This window comes from Lactiplantibacillus plajomi, from assembly GCF_005405405.1.
GTDB lineage: Bacteria > Bacillota > Bacilli > Lactobacillales > Lactobacillaceae > Lactiplantibacillus > Lactiplantibacillus plajomi.
Genome location: NZ_BJDZ01000013.1, coordinates 39,365 through 63,468, shown reverse-complemented (window position 1 = coordinate 63,468; position 24,104 = coordinate 39,365). Strand labels below are relative to the sequence as shown.

Annotated in this window: 21 protein-coding genes; 18 read left to right on the top strand and 3 right to left on the bottom strand. The window is 49.6% G+C overall.

Features of this window, described 5'->3' with window-relative positions:
* Positions 1-144 precede the first annotated feature (144 nt).
* Together FFM82_RS07100 and FFM82_RS07095 are read left to right on the top strand one after the other, a co-directional pair.
* On the top strand, positions 145-1,617 hold the full coding sequence (locus FFM82_RS07100; protein ID WP_137645162.1) for a UbiD family decarboxylase: 1,473 nt from the start codon (positions 145-147) through the stop codon (positions 1,615-1,617).
* A gap of 135 nt (positions 1,618-1,752) precedes the next feature.
* Positions 1,753-3,132, top strand: coding sequence for an SLC13 family permease (locus FFM82_RS07095; RefSeq protein ID WP_137645161.1), 1,380 nt, complete (start codon positions 1,753-1,755; stop codon positions 3,130-3,132).
* Positions 3,133-3,341: 209 nt separating this feature from the next.
* On the opposite strand, the gene FFM82_RS07090 is transcribed toward FFM82_RS07095, so the two are convergent.
* Positions 3,342-4,241 carry a LysR family transcriptional regulator gene (locus tag FFM82_RS07090; RefSeq protein ID WP_137645160.1) on the bottom strand — a complete coding sequence of 300 codons (900 nt, stop codon included), beginning with the start codon at positions 4,239-4,241 and terminating at the stop codon, positions 3,342-3,344.
* Positions 4,242-4,466: 225 nt separating this feature from the next.
* Between FFM82_RS07090 and FFM82_RS07085 the strand changes: the two genes are divergently transcribed.
* The 3 genes from FFM82_RS07085 (at position 4,467) to FFM82_RS07075 (ending at position 9,029) form a co-directional block, all read left to right on the top strand.
* Positions 4,467-4,661: a hypothetical protein gene (locus FFM82_RS07085; protein ID WP_137645159.1), complete on the top strand. Its 195-nt coding sequence runs from the start codon at positions 4,467-4,469 to the stop codon at positions 4,659-4,661.
* Between the two features lie 178 nt (positions 4,662-4,839).
* Positions 4,840-5,835, top strand: a complete 996-nt coding sequence (locus tag FFM82_RS07080) for a tRNA dihydrouridine synthase (protein WP_137645158.1) — start codon at positions 4,840-4,842, stop codon at positions 5,833-5,835.
* Between the two features lie 497 nt (positions 5,836-6,332).
* Entirely contained in the window at positions 6,333-9,029 is a 2,697-nt protein-coding gene (locus tag FFM82_RS07075; RefSeq protein ID WP_137645157.1) for a MucBP domain-containing protein, read from the top strand.
* Between the two features lie 82 nt (positions 9,030-9,111).
* Here the strand turns inward: FFM82_RS07075 and FFM82_RS07070 are convergent, their stop codons facing one another.
* Both FFM82_RS07070 and FFM82_RS07065 read right to left on the bottom strand, forming a co-directional pair.
* A complete protein-coding gene (locus FFM82_RS07070; RefSeq protein ID WP_137645156.1) occupies positions 9,112-10,119 on the bottom strand; it encodes an FAD:protein FMN transferase in 1,008 nt (335 codons plus the stop codon).
* A gap of 20 nt (positions 10,120-10,139) precedes the next feature.
* A complete protein-coding gene (locus FFM82_RS07065; protein ID WP_137645155.1) occupies positions 10,140-10,550 on the bottom strand; it encodes a peptide deformylase in 411 nt (136 codons plus the stop codon).
* 231 nt (positions 10,551-10,781) lie between these two features.
* Here FFM82_RS07065 and FFM82_RS07060 point away from each other — a divergent pair, with 231 nt between their 5' ends.
* The 13 genes from FFM82_RS07060 to srlA all read left to right on the top strand — a co-directional run bounded on the left by FFM82_RS07060 (position 10,782) and on the right by srlA (position 24,102).
* Complete coding sequence (locus FFM82_RS07060) at positions 10,782-12,731, top strand: PTS sugar transporter subunit IIABC (RefSeq protein ID WP_137645154.1); 1,950 nt, start codon at positions 10,782-10,784, stop codon at positions 12,729-12,731.
* A gap of 351 nt (positions 12,732-13,082) precedes the next feature.
* A complete protein-coding gene (gene nrdD / locus FFM82_RS07055; RefSeq protein WP_137645153.1) occupies positions 13,083-15,305 on the top strand; it encodes an anaerobic ribonucleoside-triphosphate reductase in 2,223 nt (740 codons plus the stop codon).
* Positions 15,271-15,819 (top strand): anaerobic ribonucleoside-triphosphate reductase activating protein, encoded by a 549-nt coding sequence (nrdG, locus tag FFM82_RS07050; protein WP_371852243.1) that lies wholly within the window; start codon positions 15,271-15,273, stop codon positions 15,817-15,819. Before nrdD ends, nrdG begins: the two co-directional genes overlap by 35 nt.
* 112 nt (positions 15,820-15,931) lie before the next feature.
* Positions 15,932-16,525 (top strand): VIT1/CCC1 transporter family protein, encoded by a 594-nt coding sequence (locus FFM82_RS07045; RefSeq protein WP_137645151.1) that lies wholly within the window; start codon positions 15,932-15,934, stop codon positions 16,523-16,525.
* A 363-nt stretch (positions 16,526-16,888) separates the two neighbouring features.
* On the top strand, positions 16,889-17,419 hold the full coding sequence (locus FFM82_RS07040) for a PTS glucose transporter subunit IIA (protein WP_137645150.1): 531 nt from the start codon (positions 16,889-16,891) through the stop codon (positions 17,417-17,419).
* Between the two features lie 366 nt (positions 17,420-17,785).
* Entirely contained in the window at positions 17,786-18,028 is a 243-nt protein-coding gene (locus FFM82_RS07035; RefSeq protein ID WP_137645149.1) for a cytochrome b5 domain-containing protein, read from the top strand.
* 305 nt (positions 18,029-18,333) lie between these two features.
* Positions 18,334-18,840 carry a DUF2798 domain-containing protein gene (locus FFM82_RS07030; RefSeq protein ID WP_137645148.1) on the top strand — a complete coding sequence of 169 codons (507 nt, stop codon included), beginning with the start codon at positions 18,334-18,336 and terminating at the stop codon, positions 18,838-18,840.
* 131 nt (positions 18,841-18,971) lie between these two features.
* Positions 18,972-19,718: a DMT family transporter gene (locus tag FFM82_RS07025; RefSeq protein WP_263854483.1), complete on the top strand. Its 747-nt coding sequence runs from the start codon at positions 18,972-18,974 to the stop codon at positions 19,716-19,718.
* Complete coding sequence (locus FFM82_RS13885) at positions 19,711-19,887, top strand: DMT family transporter (protein WP_263854482.1); 177 nt, start codon at positions 19,711-19,713, stop codon at positions 19,885-19,887. Before FFM82_RS07025 ends, FFM82_RS13885 begins: the two co-directional genes overlap by 8 nt.
* A gap of 458 nt (positions 19,888-20,345) precedes the next feature.
* Positions 20,346-21,149, top strand: coding sequence for an SDR family oxidoreductase (locus FFM82_RS07020; protein ID WP_137645147.1), 804 nt, complete (start codon positions 20,346-20,348; stop codon positions 21,147-21,149).
* Between the two features lie 14 nt (positions 21,150-21,163).
* Positions 21,164-23,020 (top strand): BglG family transcription antiterminator, encoded by a 1,857-nt coding sequence (locus FFM82_RS07015; protein WP_137645146.1) that lies wholly within the window; start codon positions 21,164-21,166, stop codon positions 23,018-23,020.
* On the top strand, positions 23,021-23,539 hold the full coding sequence (locus tag FFM82_RS07010) for a transcriptional regulator GutM (protein WP_137645145.1): 519 nt from the start codon (positions 23,021-23,023) through the stop codon (positions 23,537-23,539).
* A complete protein-coding gene (gene srlA / locus FFM82_RS07005; RefSeq protein WP_137645144.1) occupies positions 23,536-24,102 on the top strand; it encodes a PTS glucitol/sorbitol transporter subunit IIC in 567 nt (188 codons plus the stop codon). The genes FFM82_RS07010 and srlA overlap by 4 nt, the downstream gene beginning before the upstream one ends.
* Positions 24,103-24,104: the final 2 nt, after the last annotated feature.

Here is a 24,104-nt window from a genome sequence, read left to right as displayed (position 1 = left end):
AAACACACACGGGACTGTGACTAATGTCACAGCTCCCGTTTTTTATTATTCTTATCCGGAATAACGGACCAGCCGGATTCGAATTGAACCCGTTTTCGGCCGGCCGTATGATGGAATCGTAATCTGATAAGGAGATGAACCATTATGGCAGAAAAACCATGGGACTTACGGCGCGTGCTAGATGAGATCAAAGATGATCCGAAAAACTATCACGAAACCGACGTCCAAGTGGACCCGGAAGCTGAACTTGCCGGGGTCTACCGCTACATTGGTGCCGGTGGGACCGTTGAACGGCCAACCCAAGAAGGCCCAGCAATGATGTTCAATAACGTGAAGGGCTTTCCGGACACCCGCGTCTTAATCGGCTTGATGGCCAGTCGGCGGCGGGTCGGTAAAATGTTCCACCACGACTACCAAACGTTAGGCCAGTTCTTGAACGACTCCGTTTCGAACCCGGTCGCACCAGTGATGGTCAACGAGAAAGACGCTCCGGCGCACGAAGTTGTTTACAAGGCCACCGACGAAGGCTTTGATATTCGGAAGTTAGTCGCCGCGCCAACCAACACCCCGGTTGATGCGGGTCCTTACATCACGGTCGGCGTGGTCTTTGGCTCCAGCATGGACAAGTCCAAGAGTGACGTCACGATTCACCGGATGGTACTTGAAGACAAAGATAAGTTGGGAATTTACATTATGCCTGGTGGTCGGCACATCGGCGCGTTTGCGGAAGAGTACGAGAAAGCCAACAAGCCAATGCCGATTACGATCAACATTGGGTTGGACCCGGCCGTAACAATCGGTGCAACTTTTGAGCCACCGACCACCCCGTTCGGTTATAACGAACTCGGCGTTGCTGGCGCGATTCGGAACCAAGCCGTGCAACTCGTTGACGGCTTGACGGTTGACGAAAAGGCGATTGCCCGTTCCGAATATACTTTGGAAGGCTACATCATGCCAAACGAACGGATTCAAGAAGACATCAACACCCATACTGGGAAAGCGATGCCTGAATTCCCAGGTTACGATGGCGACGCCAACCCGGCCTTACAAGTGATTAAGGTGACGGCGGTCACTCACCGGAAGAACGCCATCATGCAAAGTGTCATCGGGCCTTCCGAAGAACACGTCAGCATGGCCGGAATTCCTACCGAAGCAAGTATCTTGCAACTGGTTAACCGCGCCATTCCTGGCAAAGTCACCAACGTTTACAATCCGCCGGCTGGTGGGGGTAAGTTGATGACCATCATGCAAATTCACAAGGAAAACGAAGCCGATGAAGGGATTCAACGCCAAGCCGCGTTGCTCGCGTTCTCGGCGTTCAAGGAACTTAAGACCGTTATCTTAGTGGACGAAGACGTTGACATCTTCGACATGAACGACGTGATTTGGACCATGAACACTCGGTTCCAAGCCGATCAAGACTTAATGGTCTTATCCGGCATGCGTAACCACCCGTTAGACCCGTCCGAACGGCCGCAATACGATCCGAAGTCGATTCGGTTCCGCGGGATGAGTTCGAAGTTAGTGGTTGATGGAACGGTACCGTTCGACATGAAGGACCAATTTGAACGCGCTCAGTTCATGAAGGTACCGGACTGGAAGAAGTACCTCGACTAAGGTCGCATAACTGAAAATAAGTAACGTTTAAGGCGACTAATTCATAGTATCGCTGTCGGAGATCCGTCAGACCAACGTTCAATGATGATGCTGGACTGGCGGGTTTCCTGTGTCTAAGCTGAAAGGAGTATTCTCATGAATAAAAAAACGGTTGGCTTCATTAGTGGGATCATCGTGTTCGCCATCGTTTACCTACTCCCAATTTCCGGCCTCTCCGCCAAAGGACAGATGGACTTAGCCCTCAGTCTGATGACGGTGGTTTGGTGGGCGACCCAAATTGCCCAACCAGCCTTTGTCGGTGGGATTTATTTAATGCTATTGATTTTAACCAACGTCGCGACGCCGACCCAGGTCTTCTCGTCGGCGTGGACCGGTTCGATTATGTGGCTGGTGATTGGGGCTTACCTGATTGCCGGGGCCGTCAACGAATCTGGGCTGGGCCAACGAATCGCGTACGCCTTCATTATCAGGTTTGTGCGTAGTTGGAAGGGGCTCGTCATTTCCATTTTCGTTTTGACCTTTATTTTAGCCCTACTAATTCCACACCCGTGGCCACGGGCCTTCATGATCATGTCGGTCATCGCGGTGGTCGCGGAAACGGCCCACATGCCGAAGCGCGATTTAGCTAAACTCGGCTTGGCCGTCTTCGCCGCGTCGTGCCCGTTATCCGGAGTCTTCTATACCGGTGACACCTCACTGAATCCGTTAGCCGTGCAGGCGTCGGGTCAAAGTGTCAACTTCGTGCAATACTTCGTCTACATGGGCGTGCCGATGATTATCGCGGCCGTTTTAACCATGATGACCTTCTTGTTCCTGTTCAAGCCAAGCAAGCCGCTCGAAGTCGACGTGCCGGCGCTGCAGAAGCAACAGGCGCAGTTAGGTAAGATGACGAGTAAAGAAGTGCGGACGATCTTTTGGTTAGTGGTTGCCATCGCCCTCTGGTTGACGAGTGGTGTGACCGGCTTAGACGTTGGTTGGTTAACGCTGATCGTTGCCCTAATGATGAGTTTACCAATCGTTGGGGATATCCTGACGGCCAAGTCGTGGGAAGGGGTGCCGGTCAACGTGCTGGTCTTCTTGACGGCGGCAATCGCCATTGGGAAAGTCGGGGGTTACACCGGTATGAACAACTGGATCGCCAAGACCTTAATTCCAAGCAACTTGCCAACTAACATTTACCTGTTAGCAATTGTGATTACGATTTTTGCCATGATCATTCACATGTTCATGGGCTCCGTCATTGCGGTTATGGGGATCACGATTCCAGCCTTCGTGGCGGCAACGGCCAACATGGGTATCAGCCCGTTAGCAATTGCGCTGTTAGTCTTCTCCGTCACCAATTTGCACTACATTTTACCGTTCCACAACCTAGCCATTCTGGTCGGCAGCGACCCGGATACCGGTGGTGGGTATACGCAGGCCGACGTCATGCGGCTTGGGATTCCACTGACGCTGGTGACCTTCGTTGTGGCACTGGTCATGATGTTCTGGTTCCACTTAGTTGGTTTAGCCTAGAGAGTGTGCCAAAAGTCGGTTAGTTGGTGAGCATTAACGGCGTAAGTCGAATAATCCTGGGCTTGGATTGTTGGATTTACGGGGTTAAGCGGAACCGGCTGACTTTTGGTGACGTTTCAACGATTATTGTTTGGAGACGAAAGTAGGCCGTGTTTTTTATCACGGTTTCGATTAAAAAAACTCATCCACCTTTTGGCGGATGAGTTTTTTTAATTTTCCTTAGCGGCCGCCCGTAACGACAGGTAGTCGATTAAATCAGTCAGTAACTGGTTACCGCTGCGTTGCGGGTAAACGAAGTTCAACTCGCTGATGAACGGCACCGCCAGTGAGCGCATTACAAAGCGGTCATTCATGAATGGCAGCACCGACTGCTTGAACAAAAAGGTCACGTTTTGATTGCCCAGCACTCCCAGCAAGGTTTCGATGTGGGTGCTTTGGAAGAAGAAGTGGGGGATCACGCCCTGTTGGTGGAACAGCCCGTTAATCGGTTCGTACACGCCGGAACCCGGCGGCAGGGTCGCAATCCGTTGCTTGGCTAAGGCTTGAATACTGATTAGTGGTTGTTGGGCCAGCGGGTGCTTCGCAGGCAGGATGATCATCAGTTCGTCACTCAGTAACGGTTGTTTTTGAAAGTCGGTTGGCTGCAACTGCCGGGTCTGGGTATCACGAACGATGGCGGCTTGAATCCGCCCGGCCAGCAGTTGGGCGATGATTTGGTCACCTTCGTCTTCCACGAGTTTAAAGTTCGTGGCGGGGTGCTGGTCATCGAACTCGGCAATTTTTTTGGCGATGTTGTACTGACCGGAAATCGGTACCGAGCCGATCGTCAAGTTGGTCAGTTTGGTTGCCCGGTTCGGCGCCAAATCGTGCATCATGGTTTCGTAATCGGCAATCAACTTGTGGGCGTGGTGGTAAAAAGTTTCACCGGCGGGGGTGATCTTCAAACGGCGCTTGTTGGTCGTGTCAATCAACTGTAAATTCAATTCGGCTTCCATGGCGCGCACCCGCTTGGATAGTTCCGATTGGGAGAGGTGCAGTTCCACGGCGGCGTTCGAAATATGGCGCAAATCGTAAACCATAATGAACGCTTGTAGGTCGTTGATGGTCATAATGAGGGTCCCCTTTATCCGTTCGTAAATTGTTATTGACCTTAATAGTAACACCGGAACAGCACTCTGCCAATTCCAAAATCGGGGCACTAAATTGGTTAATAATAATCCGCTAAGAAGCCCCTAAAAATAGACGAAATTACTTGAATGGCGGGGATGGGTGGTCCACAATAAACGTGGTCAAAAGGAGACCAGAAATTTGCTAAATAAGGAGTTGAGTTTGTAATGATGATGACGGTCATTTTCTTTTTCACGGTTTTAATGGTTGGACTTTTATTAAGTGGGGTATTTTTCCGCTATATTGCGGCCGGTACCGGCGTCACGTTCGGCTCGCTTAGCCTGTCAGACGTGTGGATGGCAGTATTAAACGTCCTATTAATGGTATTACTATTAATGTGGGCGTTAGTATTAATTCAGTAATTGCAATTTATTAATTGATTGGATCAGCGAGTGCGGATTAAGCGTTGATCAAGGCCGGGCGGGGACCCGGTTTTTTTGTGGTTGCGTGAACGAATTAGTTGCACAATGCGGGGCACAGTGGCTATGATAGTGCTATTGTGTTAATCGCAGAAATGATATTTGAAGGGAATGGACTACTATGACGCAGCCAACTTATTGGCAGCGAATCGCTGACAGTGCGCGCAAGCAGCAGCGCCCGTTTTTTAGCTTAGCACCGATGGAAGCGGTGACCGGTTCCGTCTTTCGGCGGGTCGTTATGCGGGCGGCTGCCCCGGACGTCTTTTACACCGAGTTCACCAACGCGCTGAGCATCACCCACCCCAAGGCGAAGTTCACCACGAAGGGACGCTTATACATCGATCCGAGTGAATCGCCGAAACCGATCGTCCAGCTCTGGGGTAACTCCGGAGAAGACTTTGCCAAGGCGGCCGTGGAGGTTAAAAATCAGGGATACGACGCCATTGATTTGAACATGGGCTGCCCGGACATGGCGGTCATTAAAAACAATAGCGGTAGCGACCTGATTCGCCACTTCGACCGTGCCCAGCAAGTCATTGAAGGCGCACGGACGGCCGGGTTACCGGTCAGCGTTAAGACCCGCTTGGGGTTCTCATCGTTAGACGAATACGAAACCTGGATTCCGTTCTTGTTGAAGCAACAAGTGCCGGTCTTGACGGTACATTTACGGACTAAAAAAGAAATGAGTAAGGTGCCGGCTCATTATGAATTAATTGATAATTTAGTTCAGATGCGTGATACGTTGGCACCGACGACGCTACTTCAAATCAACGGGGATATTTTGGATTACCAGGCGGGATTAGCACTGGCGGACCAACACCCCGGTATCGATGGCATTATGATCGGTCGCGGTATTTTCCAGAATCCGTTTGCATTTGAAAAAGAAAGCCACCCACACTCAACGCGGGAATTATTAGAACTTTTACGTTACCAAGTCGATTTATACGACCAATTTGTTGGCATGGGCTTGCAGGGCCATTTCGCGCCGTTACAGCGTTTCTTTAAAATTTACGTTCGTGGGATGCGTCACGCCGCCGAAATACGTAACGAATTAATGCAAACTAAGACCACCGATGATGTTCGGGCTATTATAAACCGGTTAGAATGGGAACTATAAGGCCTTAAGAATAAAAAGTGTGCCCCTCAACTAACGGCTAAAAACCGGGTTGGGGGGCTTTTTTGCGTCTTTTGGGGCTTTACGAATCCGTAAGTGTCCCGTATACTCTGGGAGTCAAATTTAATTAATTAGAAATTGAAAGGAGTAGCCAGGAATGACGACAAAATTCATCTGGCGGATGCTCAGTGGGGCGACTTAGCGGCGAACGTTCGGCTTAAACTGCGACCAACAGTTACGTTTGCATAAAACTGCGATTAACAGTTTAGTTGAGCGTGGAACGCCTTAAGCCGAACAATCTACGAGTGATGGTAACGTCGCGCCCAACCAACTTGCGCGGGGAATTCCGACCACTCAATTCGCCGCGAAAACGCCTAACCACCGTTTCCGCCCAAATAGCCACTACCGAACGTCCAGTCCGTTTCGGCAGTGATCAATTTTAATGGCACGTTGTTTAATTATTAAGAACAGTTTTTAATCATGAAAGGAGCTTTAAATTAATGAAAGATGCTACCGTTCACTATAAAATGTATAAATCTGGTAAAACGTGGGTAATTGCCGGGTTGACCCTAACCGTCCTGACCTTTTACAGCCAGACACACGTTTTAGCGGCCGGCGGCACCCCCGTTGAAGCCGCAGTCGGCATGACGAAACCCACGGTCGATCAACAACCGGTCATCGCCGAAGTTGCACCAATCGAAATTAGTGATGAGCGTCGTCCCCAATCAAACGCTCAGTTAACGAACCAACAACCGGTTAGTCAAGCAACGTCGCAGGGGAGCCTAACTGGTTCGTCCGCGGAAAGCGCCGCCCCGGAAGCTACGTTGCCGGCTAGCGATGCTGCCCAGACCAGTCAACCGGCGAGCTTGGCCAGCCAAGCAACCAGTGCGGCAACGAGCACACCGACAAGTTTGCACGCGCAAACTAGTGCCACTGCCACGACTAGTGAACCGGCTAGTACGGTAGCGCCCGCGTCTAGCGGCGTTGCTGATCAGCCGGTTAGTGTCGTGGCCAGTGAACGGCCGTCCCCTAATTTACCTGAAACTGCGCCCGACAGTTTAGCGCCGGCCGCGCCAACCCCGATTAAGGCTGAACGGACCACCCCCGAGGTCACCGAAGACATCAACGCGTGGATGCCGGATAAGAACTTGCAATATTTAGTACTTTGTCATTTGCAGAAAAAAGGGCATAAGATTTCGGCGACTAGTGAAATTACCCGCGAAATGGTTGAAAATATGAAGGATTTCTTCGTCAATGAAGCGTACCAAAGTAAGGATAAAGCCTACCTTGACGCGGTTATTAATATAGAAACGTTAGCCGGTTTGCAATACGTTAAGAATATGGACCGGTTTCACTTCAATATTTCACTGAATGCCTATACTAAGTGGGGTTATGAATTGAAAAATATCCGGAGTAAGCTCCGCGATATTAGCGCGTTGAAGGACCAGACGGAACTGACCCACTTTATTCTTCAATTTACCTCGGTTAGTGATGTGAGCGTGCTAAAAAACATGCATAAGATCCGGTTATTTAGCATGTCGCGGAACTTTATTACGGATGCGAGCGTTCTTTCCGACGAACTGATCAACAAGCAGGGCAACTCGCCGATGGGTTACCAAAACATTAAGTACCCTGGCGTCTACGTTCACGTGGATCCGGTAACTGGCAAGTACGTCACGACCGCCAACATCATTGGCTTGGATGGTAAGCGGGTGCCGGTTAAAGTCAGTTCCCTAGCAACGGCGAAGGGCCATAATCTTGATGATTACACCATCGAGTGGGACCATTTAGGTGATACCGGCTACTTTGCGATGGAGTGGAACGCACCGGCGACGATTGCGGGAGTCAAGGGCACGCCGTTTCACGGTAACTTGATTATTCCTTACAAGGTCAGCCAAGCCGTGGGTAACGCCCAGGTGCAATTCGTGGACGAGGCGGGCAACTTAATCGGTCAAGAAATCAATTTGCACGGTGAACTGGGTAAAACCCAGGACTTGAGCCAAAATGCGCAGGTTCAAACCATGCTGAACGACCTCAAGAAAAAAGGCTTAACGCTTAAAGAAGTTCGTCCGGGTGCGCAGTGGCAGGCTACGGATACCGTTCAAAAAGTGACCTTTGTCATGGAGACCCAAAAGACTAGCTTGACGGTAACGGCGACCGATGATGCGGGTAACCCCGTACCAAAGTTCCCCGCGCTGGATCAAAAGGGCGAAGTCGGGGCGGATTGGACGATTACCGTACCGAACGTGCCGGGATACGAGCTGGTCGCCGTTAACCAGGGGGATCAGTCGTTAACGGTTGAAAACGGTCAAGTTAGTGGCAAATTTGGCGACCAGTATCAAACGTTGACCTTTAATTTCAAACGGAAAACTGGCACGGTGGTGGTGCAATTCGTGAACGAAGCGGGCCAACCACTGGCTGAATCCGAGACGGTTACCGGTAAGTTCGGTGAGGACTATACCGTTGAACCGAAGCCAATTCAGGGCTTTCACTTATCGAAAGTCAACGGTCACGAAAGCGGGACGTTCGTTGACGGTGAATTGATCGTTCAATATATTTACGAAGTCGATGAGGACCTGGCCGCACCGGGGGTTCCTGAAGAACCGGGTGAACCAGAAGAACCGGGCAAACCGGAAGTACCAGGCGAACCTGAAGAACCGGGTAAACCGGAAGTACCAGGCGAACCGGAAAAACCGGGTGAACCGGAAGAACCAAGTGAACCAGAACAGCCGGGCAAACCCGAAAAACCAGGTAAACCGGGACAATCCGAACAGCCGGGCGAGCCTGAAAAACCAGGTCAGCCGCAACAACCCGAAGCACCGCAACGTCCCGGTCAAGCTGGGAAACCGACCCCAGAAAAACCGGAACGACCGACGCAGCCCGCACCGGCGGAAAAGCCTGAAACCGGGATGCAGTCCGGTCAATCTGCACCAATGGAACAGGCGGGTCAGATGACTGGTTCAGCACAACCAGCGCCGACCCACCACTCAGTAGTAGCACCACAGTCGACGGCTAGTACCGTTCATGCACAAACGGTGGTAACCGAACGACCGAACACGCCAGAACGACCGGTAACGGCCGCCGCAACCGCTCACCTGCCCCAAACGGGTGAGCAAGCAGCTAACTGGTGGCAACAACTTGGGCTGGCCCCCCTCGGCCTGACCAGTGCGGTTTGGTGGTTCCGCAAGCACCACTAATCACCGACTTTCACTTTCACAAAAATAAAGAATGTTAACAAATAAACCGGAAGCAGGCCCGCACAGCCCGTTTCCGGTTTATTTAATCGTCTAAAATTGTAAAGCTCGGATCAAGCAATGTCACGCTAGTGCGTGGTAGTCCAACAATTTGCAGTTGGCGTTGCTTGTTCACGAAAATAGCGCCGTAGATGTCCGGCCGGTCCTGCGCCCAACCGGCCACCGGTTTACCCGCGAAGAATAAACGGGTCGTTTCGATTTCACCATCAATCGACTTCTTCGAGAAAATCGTGACGCTTTCGAGGTCGTTTTCACGCGGATAACCGGTCTTGGCGTCCAAGATATGGTGGTAAGAGTGGCCGTTAAATTCCAAGTGCCGTTCGTAAATCCCGCTCGTAACTGCGGAAACCGGGCCAATTTGAACGCTAGCAATCGCGTTACCCCGTGGTGTCAGTGGGTTTTGAATCCCAACGCGCCACTGGTGGTCGGCATGTAACGGCGAGTTTCCTACCATTAATAAGTTACCGCCAAGGTTGACCATTCCGGCACGTTGGCCGCAGGCGTCCCAGTAATCCTGGACCCGGTCGGCGATGTAGCCCTTCGCGATGCCACCGAGGTCGAGTTGCATGCCGGCGATTTTGAGAAAAACGCTTAGGTCGTCGTCGTTGAATTCAACTTGGTTGGGATCGACGAGCGCTAGCCGTTGCTGAATTTCTGCGTCGCTCGGCACCTTGGCGTTGGAGAAACCGATGCGCCAAAGCTGGACGAGGGGGCCAATCAGGGCGTTGAAGCCGAAGTGTTGTTGGCTTAACTTTACGGCCAGCTTGACCAGTGAATAGGTGGCGGCGCTGACTTGGACCGGGTGGTTTCCAGCCGCCTGGTTGATGGCCACGACTTCGGAATGGTCGCGGTTGACCGTTAAGCGGTCCTCGTATTGGTCGATCAGTTGGCGGGCGCGGTCAAGGTAGTCGTCGCTGTCGCTGCCGAAGAGCGTTAGGTCGATGTCAGTGCCCAGGGCGTGGTGACCCTGGTAACGGCGTTGGCGAGCCAGGCCGGCTAGGGCGGGCTCGCCGTTGAAATTTTGAGTTGTCATAGTTGTCAGTCCAATCTGGTTTAAATCAGGATGCCGTTACAGTGGTCGACTTCGTGCTGAATGATTTGGGCGGTGAAGTCGTTAAACGTTTGCTGCTGCGGTTGAAAATTTTGGTTCAGAAAACTGACCGTGATGGTTCGGTAGCGGGTCGCCGGGCGCTCACCGGTCAATGATAAGCAACCTTCCTGAGTTTGGTAGCGCCCGTTTTTTGCAGTGATTTGCGGGTTGATCATGGCTAGGGCGAGCGGGCCGATTTGAACCACGATGATGCGTTTGTTGACGCCAATCATGTTGGCCGCCATCCCCACGCAGGTCGCCTGGTTGGCCGCCAACGTGGCGAGTAGGTCGCTTACTACGGCTTGGTCGGCTTTAGTCGCCGGCTGCGCCACGGTTTGTAGGGCGGCCGGGTCGTGAACAACGGGTCTGATCATAAGAATTCCTCCATCCGGTACGTTAGTGAATGACTCCATTATAGGTGGCGAATCGGACTGGGTGCAAGCACTTAGTTAGTAAGGTGAGCAATCAAATGTGCGCAATCACCAGACCTTTTGCTGGTTTGTTCGTTAGAATCGGGGTGGATAATTTATATTTGATTATAAAAGTATTAATTAAAACGGGTGCAGGGAACCCGGTGCAGTGCGCCTGAACGGAAGGTGATCTTGATGGCGACGGACTTAGCAAATTTAACGTTATTAGCTCCGGTAACGGGACGACCGGAACCCGTCAGTGCGTTACACGACCCGGTGTTTGCAAACGGGCTGATGGGACCGGGTGTAGCGATGGAACCCACGGCTGATCAGGTGGTCGCACCGGTCAGTGGTGAAATTACGATGGTGGCGGCAACTAAGCACGCCTTCGGGATTCGAACGGCTGACGGGCTGGAACTGTTGCTACACCTGGGTATCGATACCGTGGGGTTAGCTGGGCGCCCGTTCACGGTGACCGTTAACGTGGGCCAACACGTGACGGCGGGTCAGCCCGTCGCCACGATGGCGGTAGCCGCGATTCAGCAAGCCGGTAAGGCGGCGAGTGTGATCGTGGCAATCACCAATGGCCAGGCACAGGCGGCCAAACTATTCGTGACGGCGACGACGACCGTCGCGGCCGGGGAGGCCTTAGCGGTCGTCACCCGACCACTCGTGACGACCAGTAGTGCGGATAACATTAGTGCGCCGCTGGCAGCCGCCAACCCGGACCAGCCGTTAGCGGCGACCATCGTGGCCGCGGTCGGCGGTGCGCCCAACGTTCAAAGCGTGGTTCACTGCATGACCCGCTTACGCTTTAAGCTAAAGGACAGTGCCGTTGCACAAACGGCCCGGTTAAAAGCGACCGACGGCATCATTGACGTGGTTCAGGCCGCCAATCAGTACCAGGTTGTGATTGGCGCGGCGGTCAACGACGTTTATGACGCGGTCGTGAAGTTACTTGGACCGCGGAAGCCGGACCCGGCCCGTCCCGAGGCGCGCCCGCAAACCGTGGTCGCCGGGCTTAAACGGGGATTAGGCAACGTGATTGGCGTGATGACCGCCTCAATGGTGCCCGTTATTGGTATCTTGGCTGGTTCCGGGATCTTAAAAGGGATTCTGGCGGCACTGACCGGCTTTCACGTGTTGGACGCGGTCAGTGGCACTTACATGGTGTTAAACGCGTTAGCGGACGCGGTATTTTACTTTCTGCCGATTATATTAGGCATTACGGCCGCCAAAAAAATGGCGGTTGACCCGATCGTGATGGCGGTCGTGGGGGCGGTCTTGGTTTATCCAAGCTTGATCAGCGCGGCGCAGCGGGCGACAACTGCTGACATTACGGTGTTCGGCTTGCCAACCCACCTCGTCAACTATTCGGCGTCGGTCTTTCCAATCATCGTGGCTGCTTGGCTGGCGAAGTACGTCGAGCGTTACTTGAAAAAGTGGGTTCCGGTCGCACTGCGCAGTGTCTTAGTGCCAATTTTGGAAGTAATGGTCTTAGGCTTAGTCGTTCTGGTTGGTATCGGACCGCTGATCACAGTGATTAGCCGCGGCATTGCTAACGGCATCATGGCTGTTTACAATCTCAGTCCGGCGTTATCTGGGCTGATTATTGGTGGCGTCTACCAAACGATGGTGATCTTTGGGTTGCACTGGTCGCTAGTCCCAATCGCCATTAACGACATCGCAATGAACGGGCATAGTTACCTGAACGCAATCTTGTCGGTCACGATGGTGGCCCAAGGCGGCGCGGTCCTCGCCGTTTTCCTGAAGACCCGTCATCAAAAGCTTAAGAATTTGTCGCTGGCCGCCGCGATTTCGGCCTTTTGTGGGGTCACCGAACCGGCGTTGTACGGGGTTAACCTCAAGTATAAGCGGCTCTTCGTTATCGCCAGTGTCGTTAGTGCCCTCGGCGGGATGCTGACCGGACTGTTGCGGGTCGATAACTTTGCCATGTCCGGTGCGTTAGTTGGTTTTCCGGCGTTCATTAACCAGAAAGTCGGCATCGACGCTAACTTTTACGGCTATCTGATCACGCATTACGGGACGCTGGTTTTGACCACGGCGGCGGTCTACTTATTCGGCTTTTCGGACCGACTGGTCGAGCAGCCGGCCGAATCCGCGACCGAATCGGGGAACGGTTAATCGTGAACCGGTCAATTTTGAACGATTGATTACGGCAAAATTTGGCGCCTGAAAAAAGTTGAAAACGGGTGACGGCACGCCGCAAGCCGATGGTACACGCGGTTGACTAAAAATTCTATTTTTATAACTCAGGCCATATAAAAGATAAATTTTATTTAATCAAAAGAATCACCTAAGCTTGTGAATCGGCTCGTTTGCCCGGCACAAGCTTTTTTTGCACAACCCACTATGGGTAGGCAACTTATCGAAAATGAGCTACTATATATAGTGTTGATTGCATCCCGATGACGACTAGTTGTTGGGATGTAACTTAGTTCACAGCTTACATAATTTTGAAAAGTGGGGATACGCATGATTAAAACGCCGACCAACGATTGCTTAGAGCAATTGCGCGCACTGCCGGTTATTAAACGCGGTGGGACACAAACTAAATTTCATCCATATAAACTAAACTTTGTGCTCGACCGGATTCTGGATGATCCGGAAGACCGGTTAGCCATTAAACGGGCCATCGTTGACCATTATCAGGATGCGGACCAAATTGAGACCCGTGAACTGCGGCCGGCGTTGATCGCCATGTTGACGGACCGTGGTCTGGACGCCGCGGCTAAGGCTTTTCAGGACTACTTTATTGCCGAACAGGAGCGCTTTGCGGCGGCCAAGAACGTTCGTGGCCGCATCGAAAAATTATTTAACCGTGATGCGAGCGTCGTTCACGAAAATGCCAATAAGGACAGTACCGTTTTTAACACCCAACGGGACTTGGAAGCCGGGGCGGCTAGTCGGGCGCTGGGACTTCAAATGTTACCCGATTTAGTCGCTAAGGCGCACTTGCGCGGAGATATTCACTGGCACGACTTGGACTATTCTCCGGTCACGCCGGAAACCAACTGCTGCCTGATCGACTTTGACGGCATGTTTAAAAACGGTTATAAAATTGGGAACGCCGAAGTGGTGTCGCCACGTTCGATCCAGACCGCGACCGCTCAGATGGCTCAAATTATTGCCAACGTCGCCTCGCTACAATATGGCGGTTGTTCTGCCAACCGGGTCGACCAGTTATTGGCACCGTACGCGGCCATTAACTACCAAAAACATTTGCATGACGCTGAACAGTGGGTCGCCGAACCCCAACGGGAAGCTTACGCCAAAACCAAGACGAAGAAGGATATTTACGACGCGATGCAGGCGTTGGAATACGAAATCAACACGCTCTACTCGTCACAGGGGCAGACGCCGTTTACGACGGTCAACTTTGGTCTGGGAACTAGCTGGATCGAACGTGAAATTCAAAAAGCCATTTTAAAGATCCGCATCAAGGGGCTCGGCAAAGAACACCGAACCGCCATTTTTCCTAAGCTGATTTTTACGATGAAACGCGGCTTGAACTTGGCGCCCAGCGACCCGAACTACGACATTAAAACGCTGGCGATTGAGTGTGCCACCAAGCGGATGTACCCCGATCTTTTAATGTACGATAAAATCAAGGAATTAACGGGGAGTTTTAAGACGCCGATGGGCTGCCGCTCGTTCTTACAGGGCTGGCGGGATGAAAATGGCCACGAGGTCAATTCCGGCCGGATGAACCTGGGGGTCGTGACGGTCAACTTGCCGCGGATCGCGTTATCGGCCCACGGGGATCAGCAGTTATTCTGGGAAATCTTCGACGAACGGATGTCGACTTGTCACCAGGCGTTGGCTTACCGGATTGAACGGACTAAGCAGGCCAAGCCGGAGAACGCCCCGTTACTTTACATGTACGGTGCCTTTGGTAAACGGCTGCCGGCCGGTGGGAACGTTGACGAGTTATTCAAGAATCAACGGGCCACGGTGTCACTCGGTTACATCGGTATTTACGAAGTCTGCACGACCTTCTTCGGACCGGACTGGGAAAAAGATGCCCACGCACTCGCCTTTGCGGAACAAGTGGTCAAGGCTTTGCGTGACCAGTGTGCGGTGTGGGCGAAGGAAAGCGGCTACCACTATAGTTTGTATTCGACGCCGGCCGAATCGTTGACCGATACGTTCTGTCGTGACGACATTGCTAAGTTTGGTAAGATTGCCGACATTACTGATAAGGAATACTACACGAATAGTTTCCACTACGACGTCCGTAAGCACCCCACGCCGTTTGATAAGCTGACCCTGGAAGAACGGTTTCCACAGTACGCTTCTGGGGGCTTTATCCATTACTGTGAATACCCGAACCTGACGCAAAATCCGAAGGCGCTCGAAGCCGTTTGGGACTGGGCCTACGATCACGTTGGCTATTTAGGAACTAACACCGCGATCGACCAGTGTTTCAAGTGTGGGTTCAAGGGCGAGTTCAACGCCACCGCCCGCGGATTTGTGTGCCCCGAATGTGGCAACCACGATCCGAAATACTGTGACGTGGTCAAGCGGACGTGTGGTTACCTAGGTAATCCGCAACAGCGTCCGATGGTGCATGGCCGTCACGTTGAAATCGCGTCCCGTGCTAAAAATATGTCTCCGGAGATGATTAAGAATGCCGCGCGCTACGAAAGGGCCAAACAATCCGATGCCCAAAGAATGGCTGGCAGCCGATCTAAGTGAGCAATACGTTGCCGACTATAAACCGTTTAACTTTGTGGACGGGGAAGGGGTTCGCTGCAGCCTGTATTTAAGCGGCTGCCCGTTCCACTGCCCGGGCTGCTATAACGTGGCCGCCCAAAACTTCCACTACGGCCAGCCCTATACGCAGGAACTTGAGGACCAAATTATTGAAGACTTGAGTCAGGATTACGTCCAGGGACTGACCCTACTCGGGGGGGAACCGTTTTTAAATACTCAAGTCGCCATTCGTATCTGCGAACGGGTCCGCGCCGAGTTCGGCCACACCAAGGATATCTGGTCGTGGTCCGGTTACACTTGGGATGAGCTGCAAAAGGATTCGGAAGATAAGTTAAAGATGCTGTCGCTGATCGATATTTTAGTGGATGGCCGTTTCTTACAAGCTAAAATGGACTTAAAACTTCAGTTTCGCGGGAGTTCTAACCAACGCATTATCGACGTCCAGAAGTCACTTGCAAGTGGCCAAGTTGTCATTTGGGATAAATTAGTGCGTTAGTTGTTAGGATACCTAACGAGACGTTGCAATTAGAAGGATATCAGTGCATACTGGGTTGAAGAAAGCGTTTTCTTCAACCCGTTTTTTTAGATTAAATTAAGGGGATGACACCATGTTAACGATGATAAAACGGTGGCAAATTCGCTACCTACACTTTTGGGACCGCTTGAACGTCTTACGGGCAGGACTGCTCGGCGCCAACGACGGCATTATTTCGGTATCGGGGATCGTCCTCGGGGCGGTCGGTGCCAACATGAGTAACGAGACGCTATTTGTTAGCGGTATTTCTGGGATGCTGGCCGGGGCCTGTTCAATGGCCGGGGGCGAGTACGTCTCCGTCAGTGCTCAAAAGGACGTGCAGCTGTCGCGGCTCAATGCCCAAATTAGCCCCGAATTTCGCAAGTCAAAGGATTACCAGACTAAAATTGATGAGATTGACCTTCTGAACCCGTTACACGCGGCAATCATGTCGTTCGTCTCGTTCATGTTGGGCGCACTAATTCTGCTGTTGGCAATTAGCTTATCTACGCCACGCTGGCGCCTGTTCAACACGGTGGTGGCGATGGCGGTCGCGTTGACCCTGAACGCCACGATTAGTGCTCAACGGGGTGAGATTCCGATTCGCCGGGTCGTTCTTCGCAATATTGTGATCGGGTTAGTGACTGGTTTTGTGACGTACATAGTGGGAACGCTATTGGGCGGCTAAAGCGATAATGAAAGTAAAACCGTGCGGGTTACAATCCGGACGGTTTTTATTTACGCGAAAAAGTTCATTTATTCACAAAACGGGGGTGACTTCTACGGTCATTTTCTATTCCACTAATAACAATCCACTGGTAAGGGTGGGGTTAGTAAAGTGGCAAAACGTTCATTTTTTGAGTTTACGAACTAACGTAGACAATTGTAAACCTTGAGTAAATAAATAGTAAAAGCTGTTAATTATGCTAAAATATGTTAAAGTCGATAAAGAGATTTAGATTGTCAACCGGTTGAACTAATTAGTCTACAACTAATTGGGATACGATTGTGATTTTGTTATCAATCAGTTTAAAGTAAGGAAGTGAAACGCGTGTCAACTGTAGTTAGTCCATTGATACCGGTCGTTGCCCACGTTGGCGGCGCCATGGTTCGGCTCCGGTCGTTAGTTGCCATGGTCCACCCGTACGGTGTTTTAGGGTACCGCCGTCGTTATTACCCGTCGACGGAACAGCTGTTGGCACCGTTTGCCGGGCGGGTCACGGTAATCGATAGGCAGCGCCACTTATTGGGATTCACGACGGGTTACGGCTTAAACGGTTGGTTACAACTTGGCAAGTTTAGTGGCGCCGTGCGATCACCGCGCTTTCGGGTCCGGGTCAAAATTGGTGATTGGGTCACGCCCGGCCAGGTTTTGGCCGTGCAACGGTCTGAAGTCGGGGACTGGACGGAGCCACAGCCGGTGGTCGCAACAATTAGTGCGGCTATGGTTAGAATATTAGCCATTTTATTGGCCGCAAGTAATCGCGTGGCTGCCGTGGGCACGGTAATTCCGAACCTGGTGACGAGTTTGGCCGGTACCCACCGCGTGGCAACGATTGGACCACCAACGGCTTCAAACTAAGAAGAGCATCGATCGGTTAGTGGGAACACTAATCGCAGCGCTTCAACAGTCCGTTAACGGATAGTGTGGTTGAGGTGTCATTGGGGCAGTCATAATCAATGGCTGGTTCACAAGGTCACCGGGTCATTACCGACCGGTGACGCTGAGGAAGGTGCCGTGACTGGTACCGAGATACGGTAATGGTTTGAAGCACTCATAGTGGTCAAAAGTTAGGATGACCGTTATCCCGGCACGTTGGGGGTCGATTGTTGCCGGTAATGGTTCCGAATGCTTGCATTCAGTTAGTTGGTTAGGTTTGTAAGCGAATTACTTGCTATTATTTGGCAGTCCAGTTTAGAATTAAATAAACTGTGAAGGAGTGATTCGATGAGTACAAAAACCTTTAATCAAGCTGAATTAGCAAAATACGATGGTCAAAATGGCCAACCCGCATACGTTGCGGTCGACGGTGTGGTTTACGACGTCACGGGAGTCGCTGCCTGGGCCGGTGGTAAGCATCACGGTAACTTAGCCGGACAAGAATTAACGGCGGTTATTGATGAAAAGTCACCACACGGACGCGGTGTCTTGAAGAAGTTAAACGTTGTCGGCGAATACGTCGCGGGCTAATTAAAGCGAGCGTGTGCCAATTATTAGACGGACACGTTGAAGAAGCTGTGACTCTGGTTACGGCTTCAGCCAGCACTTGGACGAAACCAGTCCAAGTGCTTTTTTTGGTGCAAGCGGTAGATGTAACCGGTTCATAATTTATCATTAAATTGTTACTTACGACGTTGGTGCGTTCCGTGCTATAGTTAGCAACCGTAACTGTTAACGAACGAGCTAAAATTAATTACGAAGGCCAATCACTTACATGGTTAGTGAAAAGGTGGTAGGGTTACTGCTCGTCACTATATTAAGGAGAGTGGAAATTAATGCCACGGAATTTAAAAGAAGAAGTTGTTTTTACGGCAATCATGGCGGGCCTAATGGTCTTTGTGATGACGGCGTATAACGTGACGCTGGCGCAAGGTTTCACGAGTGGTCTGATCATGGCAATTTTGAGTGGTTATCCACTCGGGTTAGTCGTTGCCATCTTATTGGACCTCCTAGTTGTCGGTCCGATTGCGAAGGGCTTAGCCTTTAAATACATTATTAATGATTATATGCGGAAAAAAGTCGTTTTAATCGGTATTACCATTTCGGTGTTGATGGTCCTTGGGATGGTGACTTGCATGTCACTGTTCGGAATCGCGGTTGAAGGTAAGTTAGCCGGGGGTCACGTGCTGGCGACGTACGGTCACACTTGGATCTTTAACTTGATTGTCGCGTTACCGTTACAATTATTGATCGTCGGCCCAATTGCCCGGGCGGTGCTTGGTAAGATGCAACAAGCAACGGCGGCAAAGACCGAAGCTGCGGAAAAAACCGATATTGATTAGTCAGTTTTCTAGAAAGTGCGTGATCACAGACGTTGTGGTGACGCACTTTTTATTTGCACACTGACCGAACTGGGCATGCGAGTATCGCTTGCGCCCCGTTGCTGGGTAAACTACTGGCAGGGGGTGTCAGGATGGTTTGGTTACCGGTTTTAATTGGTGCGGGCTTAGCCGTACAAACGGGCGTTAACGCCCGGCTCCGGCAGTTGGTCGGGTCACCGTTCTTGGCGTCGGCGGTGTCGTTTGCAATCGGCGCGTTGGCGCTGAACGGGTTGCTGCTGGTCACAAGCACGCCAATCACGATTCCGTTGCGCGTATTTGCTCGTCAACCGGCGTGGCTGTGGCTAGGTGGTGTGCTGGGGGTCGTCGGATTGACGGTTAACTTAGTGTTGTTTACCCGTCTCGGTAGCGTCCGCGCCGCCGTATTGCCGATTTTTGGGCAGATTTTAGCGGGAATCATAATCGATCAGTTTGGCTGGTGGGGTGCGCCGCGGCAACCATTGACCGCGATTAAGCTGCTCGGCTTATTGGCGGTGACCGGCGGCGTACGATTAGCGATTGGCTGGCAGCCACGACCATTCCGGTTTAAATTGCCAGGTCAGTGGCGGTGGTCGGCACTGGGCATCTTTGCCGGTGGGTTGGTGGCGGTTCAGGCCACCATCAACGGTCGTTTGGGTACGGTACTCCGTTCGGCCAGTCACGCCGCCGCGATTTCGTTTACCGCCGGCGCGCTTTTACTACTGCTCCTAGTGGTCGCGCTGCGGGTGCCAGTCCACCTTGGCCAAGCCTGGCAGCAAGCCGGTACGGCCAATTGGTGGCTTTGGTCGGGGGGCTTATTAGGGGCGGCCTACGTTTTGGGGCTGTGCCTGGTTAGTGCCTAAAATCGGTACCGGGCAAGTCGTTGTTTTAGCGTTGAGTGGGCAACTCACACTGAGTGCCTTGATCGAACGCTGTGGTTGGCTGGGTGCCCATCGCCACCGCCTGACATTTTGGCGTTACTTGGGATTAGGGTTATTAATTATGGGCGTACTAATGATTCATCACCGTTAGGCCGGCTAAACTGAGTTTTTAATTAAACTGACGGTCAAAGCTTGACAAGTAACCGGTCCCATATCGTAAACTAGGACTGTTCCGTAAGGATAATAATTCAGTGGTTTGGCCATCACTGAAACACGCTTATAGGAACCCTAGAATAGTTTGAGCCGGTGTGACGCGACACCGGCTTTTTTATGGATTATTTTATTAAGTTTACTATCCAATTAAGAATAATTTTTAGTAGTGGGATAATTGCGAAAATTATTGGATTTATGGAAACAATTGTAATTGAAATAATCTGAATATCCCTATCAAATCCCAAAGTATTAACATTGTTTAGATTGGCAGTATAAGTGAAACGGATTGATAACATCATTTGTATTCTTAGTCGGAAACTCTTGGTATTAAAATTTGTAAGCGCTTACTTTATTATTGAAACATAAAGTAAATAATACTTAAGGAGTGATTTTAGGATGACAAGTGATTGGTTAGATTTAGATGGAAACGTTATTATTGTGACGGGAGGCTCATCAGGCATTGGTGAGGCTGTGGTCAAAGAATTGTTAGGTCACGGTGCAGAGGTTTATGATTTTGATTTGAATCCAAGTAAGTTGGATGATGCGCATTTGCATTTCGTAAAGTGTAACGTAACTTCAACAGAAGAAGTGGACGCTGGCGTTGCCGAAATCATTAAGGCGCACGACCGCATTGATGGTCTGGTAAATAATGCGGGAATTAATTTACCAAGATTATTGGTAGATGCAAAGACACCAAAAGGAAAATACGAGCTGAGCGTCACTGATTTTGACAAGATGTTTGCGGTTAATGTTAAGAGTACTTTCTTATTGTCACAAGCTGTCGGTCGGCAAATGGTTAAGCAAAATGAAGGTGTGATTGTTAACATGTCTTCTGAAGCTGGCCTTGAAGGATCACAGGGGCAAAGCATTTACTCTGCGACTAAGGGTGCCATTAATGGCTTTACCCGTTCGTGGGCTAAAGAATTGGGATCGTTTAACGTTCGGGTCGTTGGTGTAGCACCAGGTATCATGGAAGCCACTGGGTTACGGACACCGGCTTATGAAGAAACGCTGGCTTACTCACGTCATAAAACCGTTGACGAGTTGCGAGCTGGCTATAAGAGTACGACGACAACGCCACTTGGTCGCAGTGGTCACCTATACGAAGTTGCTGACTTAGTTTGTTACTATCTTTCAAAACGGGCCAGCTATATTACCGGGGTAACGACGAACGTTGCTGGTGGTAAATCCAGGGGCTAGAAGGAATGAGGTAATTGAATAATCAATATTTACGTCTTTTAAGTTTCTTTATTGTGAATGATTCTGTAACGTTGCGTGAATTGGCGGCAGCTGAACACGTTTCAGAGCGGACGATGACCAAATATATTGAACAATTAAATCAGGAGTTGCAATCAGCAGCTCAAATCGTGGAGAAGCATCGACGCTACTATTTACACGTTGATGATTATCAACAACTAGCAAAATTACAAACGGGCCACTTAAAAAAACGACTTGATTTTAATGATGTGCACAAACGGTTTGGCTATATTTTAAAGCAGCTTTTTCAACATCAGGACTATATTACGCTCGATAATTTAGCCGAAGATTTAATTATTAGTAAGATGACACTAAATCGAGATCTCAAACAATTGAGGACACTGTTAGCGCCATACCGGGCTGAGATTAAATCGATGACTAATAATGGAATTAAGTTGGTTATTAAAGAGGACTATGAGGCGCCGATTATTATTGATGATTTCATTGCAGATTACTTTGACTTACAGAGTGGGGACTACGCACCGCAGCGTGGTCGATTAATGAAGATTCTACAGCCGTTGGAGTTAGATGATCGATCGACAAAGTTGATTGTTCGTAATGCGCTAGTTTTAAATTACGCGGTTACTAATCATTATAGAATTAAGCATCCAATTCCAAAATTCACACGATTATGGCAAAATAATCAAATTATTCAAATAATTAGTAACTCGATTAAAGCGGTATTAAATCAGTCGCTAACAGAATTTGAAATGGATTTTATTTTATCGCCGTTGACGTTCAAAGCGAATGAATGGCTTAAGCCAGATTTAGTTAACCAACAGTTAGACCGGAACTGGCCGTTGTTCTTAAAATTGCCTGATAAGTATGGCATAAAAAATCATATTAATTATTTACACTTTTATCAGCAAATTAAATACCATTTTCTATTCTTGCTCAACCGAACACTCTTTCATACCAAAACTAATCAGCTGTTACCAGGTAGTTTGTTAACCAAGTACCCAACGGCCTATGATTTGGCACAAGGTTTGGTATCGATTGTTGAGGATTACCTGGGTGTCGCGGTTAACCAAGCGGAGTTTAGCTATCTCGTCCTCTATTTTGAAATGGAATTAGAAGATCAGCAAAGGGTAGCTCAACCTGAATTTGAAGTTGCAATTGTTGGACAAGTTGGCTCAAGCGTTATTCGGTTTATAAAACATCAGTTATCTGAAATCTTTGATGATGAGGTTATTGTGACGGTTTTTAGCGACGCTCGGCAACTGAATAGTGACGAAAATCATTATTTGCTAATTTTTTCAGATAAGCCGATTAGTTATCATGATGAGACAACACCGGTAGTGCGGATTAGTGCAGCTTTTCGGGTTGATGAGTTACGTGGAAAGTTACAAGCTTCACTCGTCGAGAAAGATATCTTAAATGGTACTTGCCACTTTAATTACTGGCGGTTTGAAGATGGTGAGACTTATCTTACGGGAGTCCAACATTTAATCAAGACGCGTATCGCTGACGGAGAGTTAACGGAGGATTTCTTGACCGCTTGGCGGGACCGCGAAGCGCAGGGATCCTGTGTGTTTGAAAATGGTATTGCTATGCCACACGTTGTCGACCGTTCGAGTAAACCACGAATTTTACTACAAATTGGCGTTTTTCAACGACCGGTTAAATATCAGGGTAGGGAAGTCCAGATGGTTTTTCTGATTGGTATTCCTAACAACTTAAATCATTTATTAAGCAAAACTCTGTCGGAAGTTTATGATTTAGTCTTTCAGGTTGCTAGCAATCAAAATATTTATCAAGGATTATTAAACTTTGATTCCGAGCAACGTTTTACACAAATAACGGAGGGAATCTAAATGTCGCTAACTTTATATTTAGGAATAGGGCTGGCGGGAGCCTTTTTACTCCAAGGGCTGTTTGGCTTTATTCAAATAAAAAATTTTACGATTAATTATCGTACCATGCGTGAACATGGCCGCGTGTTAATTGGGAAAAATCCAAAACGTTTGCAGGCGGGAAGCTTACTACTGCTGGCAATCGATCTTGATGGCAACATCTCAAAAGCACGGATGATGAAAGGTGTCACGGTATTTGCCCACTTTAAAAGTTTGCCGGCATTAGTTGGAAAAAACATTGGGATGGTTGCCTGTGACCATCAAGAGATGCAGTATTTTGATAAATTAACGCAAGGTTGTATTTTAAACGCTTATCGAAATTTTGTTAACTTTAAAACTGGACAATTGGCATATGACGATTTGGACACTAGTGTTAACATCTTCGCTATGCCATTATTCGAAAAAGGAAAACAGGCTTTTAGAAACTTAACTCAGTTGATTCAACATCAAGTAAATAAATTAAGGAGAAATGAATTATGAAGTATATTACAGATTTTGCTTCAGGATTTATGGGACTTTTCCAAACTGGGGCTAAAACGTTTATCGGGTGGATGAGCTCGATCGTACCAGTTGTCTTGCTATTATTAGTTTTGATGAATACAATCATTGCATATTTAGGTGAAGAGCGGATGACTCGGTTAGCTCAATTTTCATCTAGAAATGTTGTAACGCGTTACATGGTATTGCCATTCTTAGCGGCATTCATGTTAGGTAATCCGATGTCATTTACAATGGGACGCTTCTTACCGGAATTTTATAAACCTAGCTACTATGCTTCGCAAGCACAATTCTGTCACACTAGTAACGGGGTTTTCCCACACATTAACCCTGGGGAGCTCTTTATCTGGTTGGGAATCGCACAAGGGGTTGAAAAGCTCGGACTAAATACGATGGATCTAGCCATTCGGTACTTATTAGTCGGGCTTGTTATGAACTTCATTGGTGGCTGGATCACCGACTACACAACGGCTTATGTTTGCCGGACAAGTGGTGTCAAGCTTTCTAAGAAAGTTAACGTTGCAGCAGTACCGGAAAGTAATTAAGG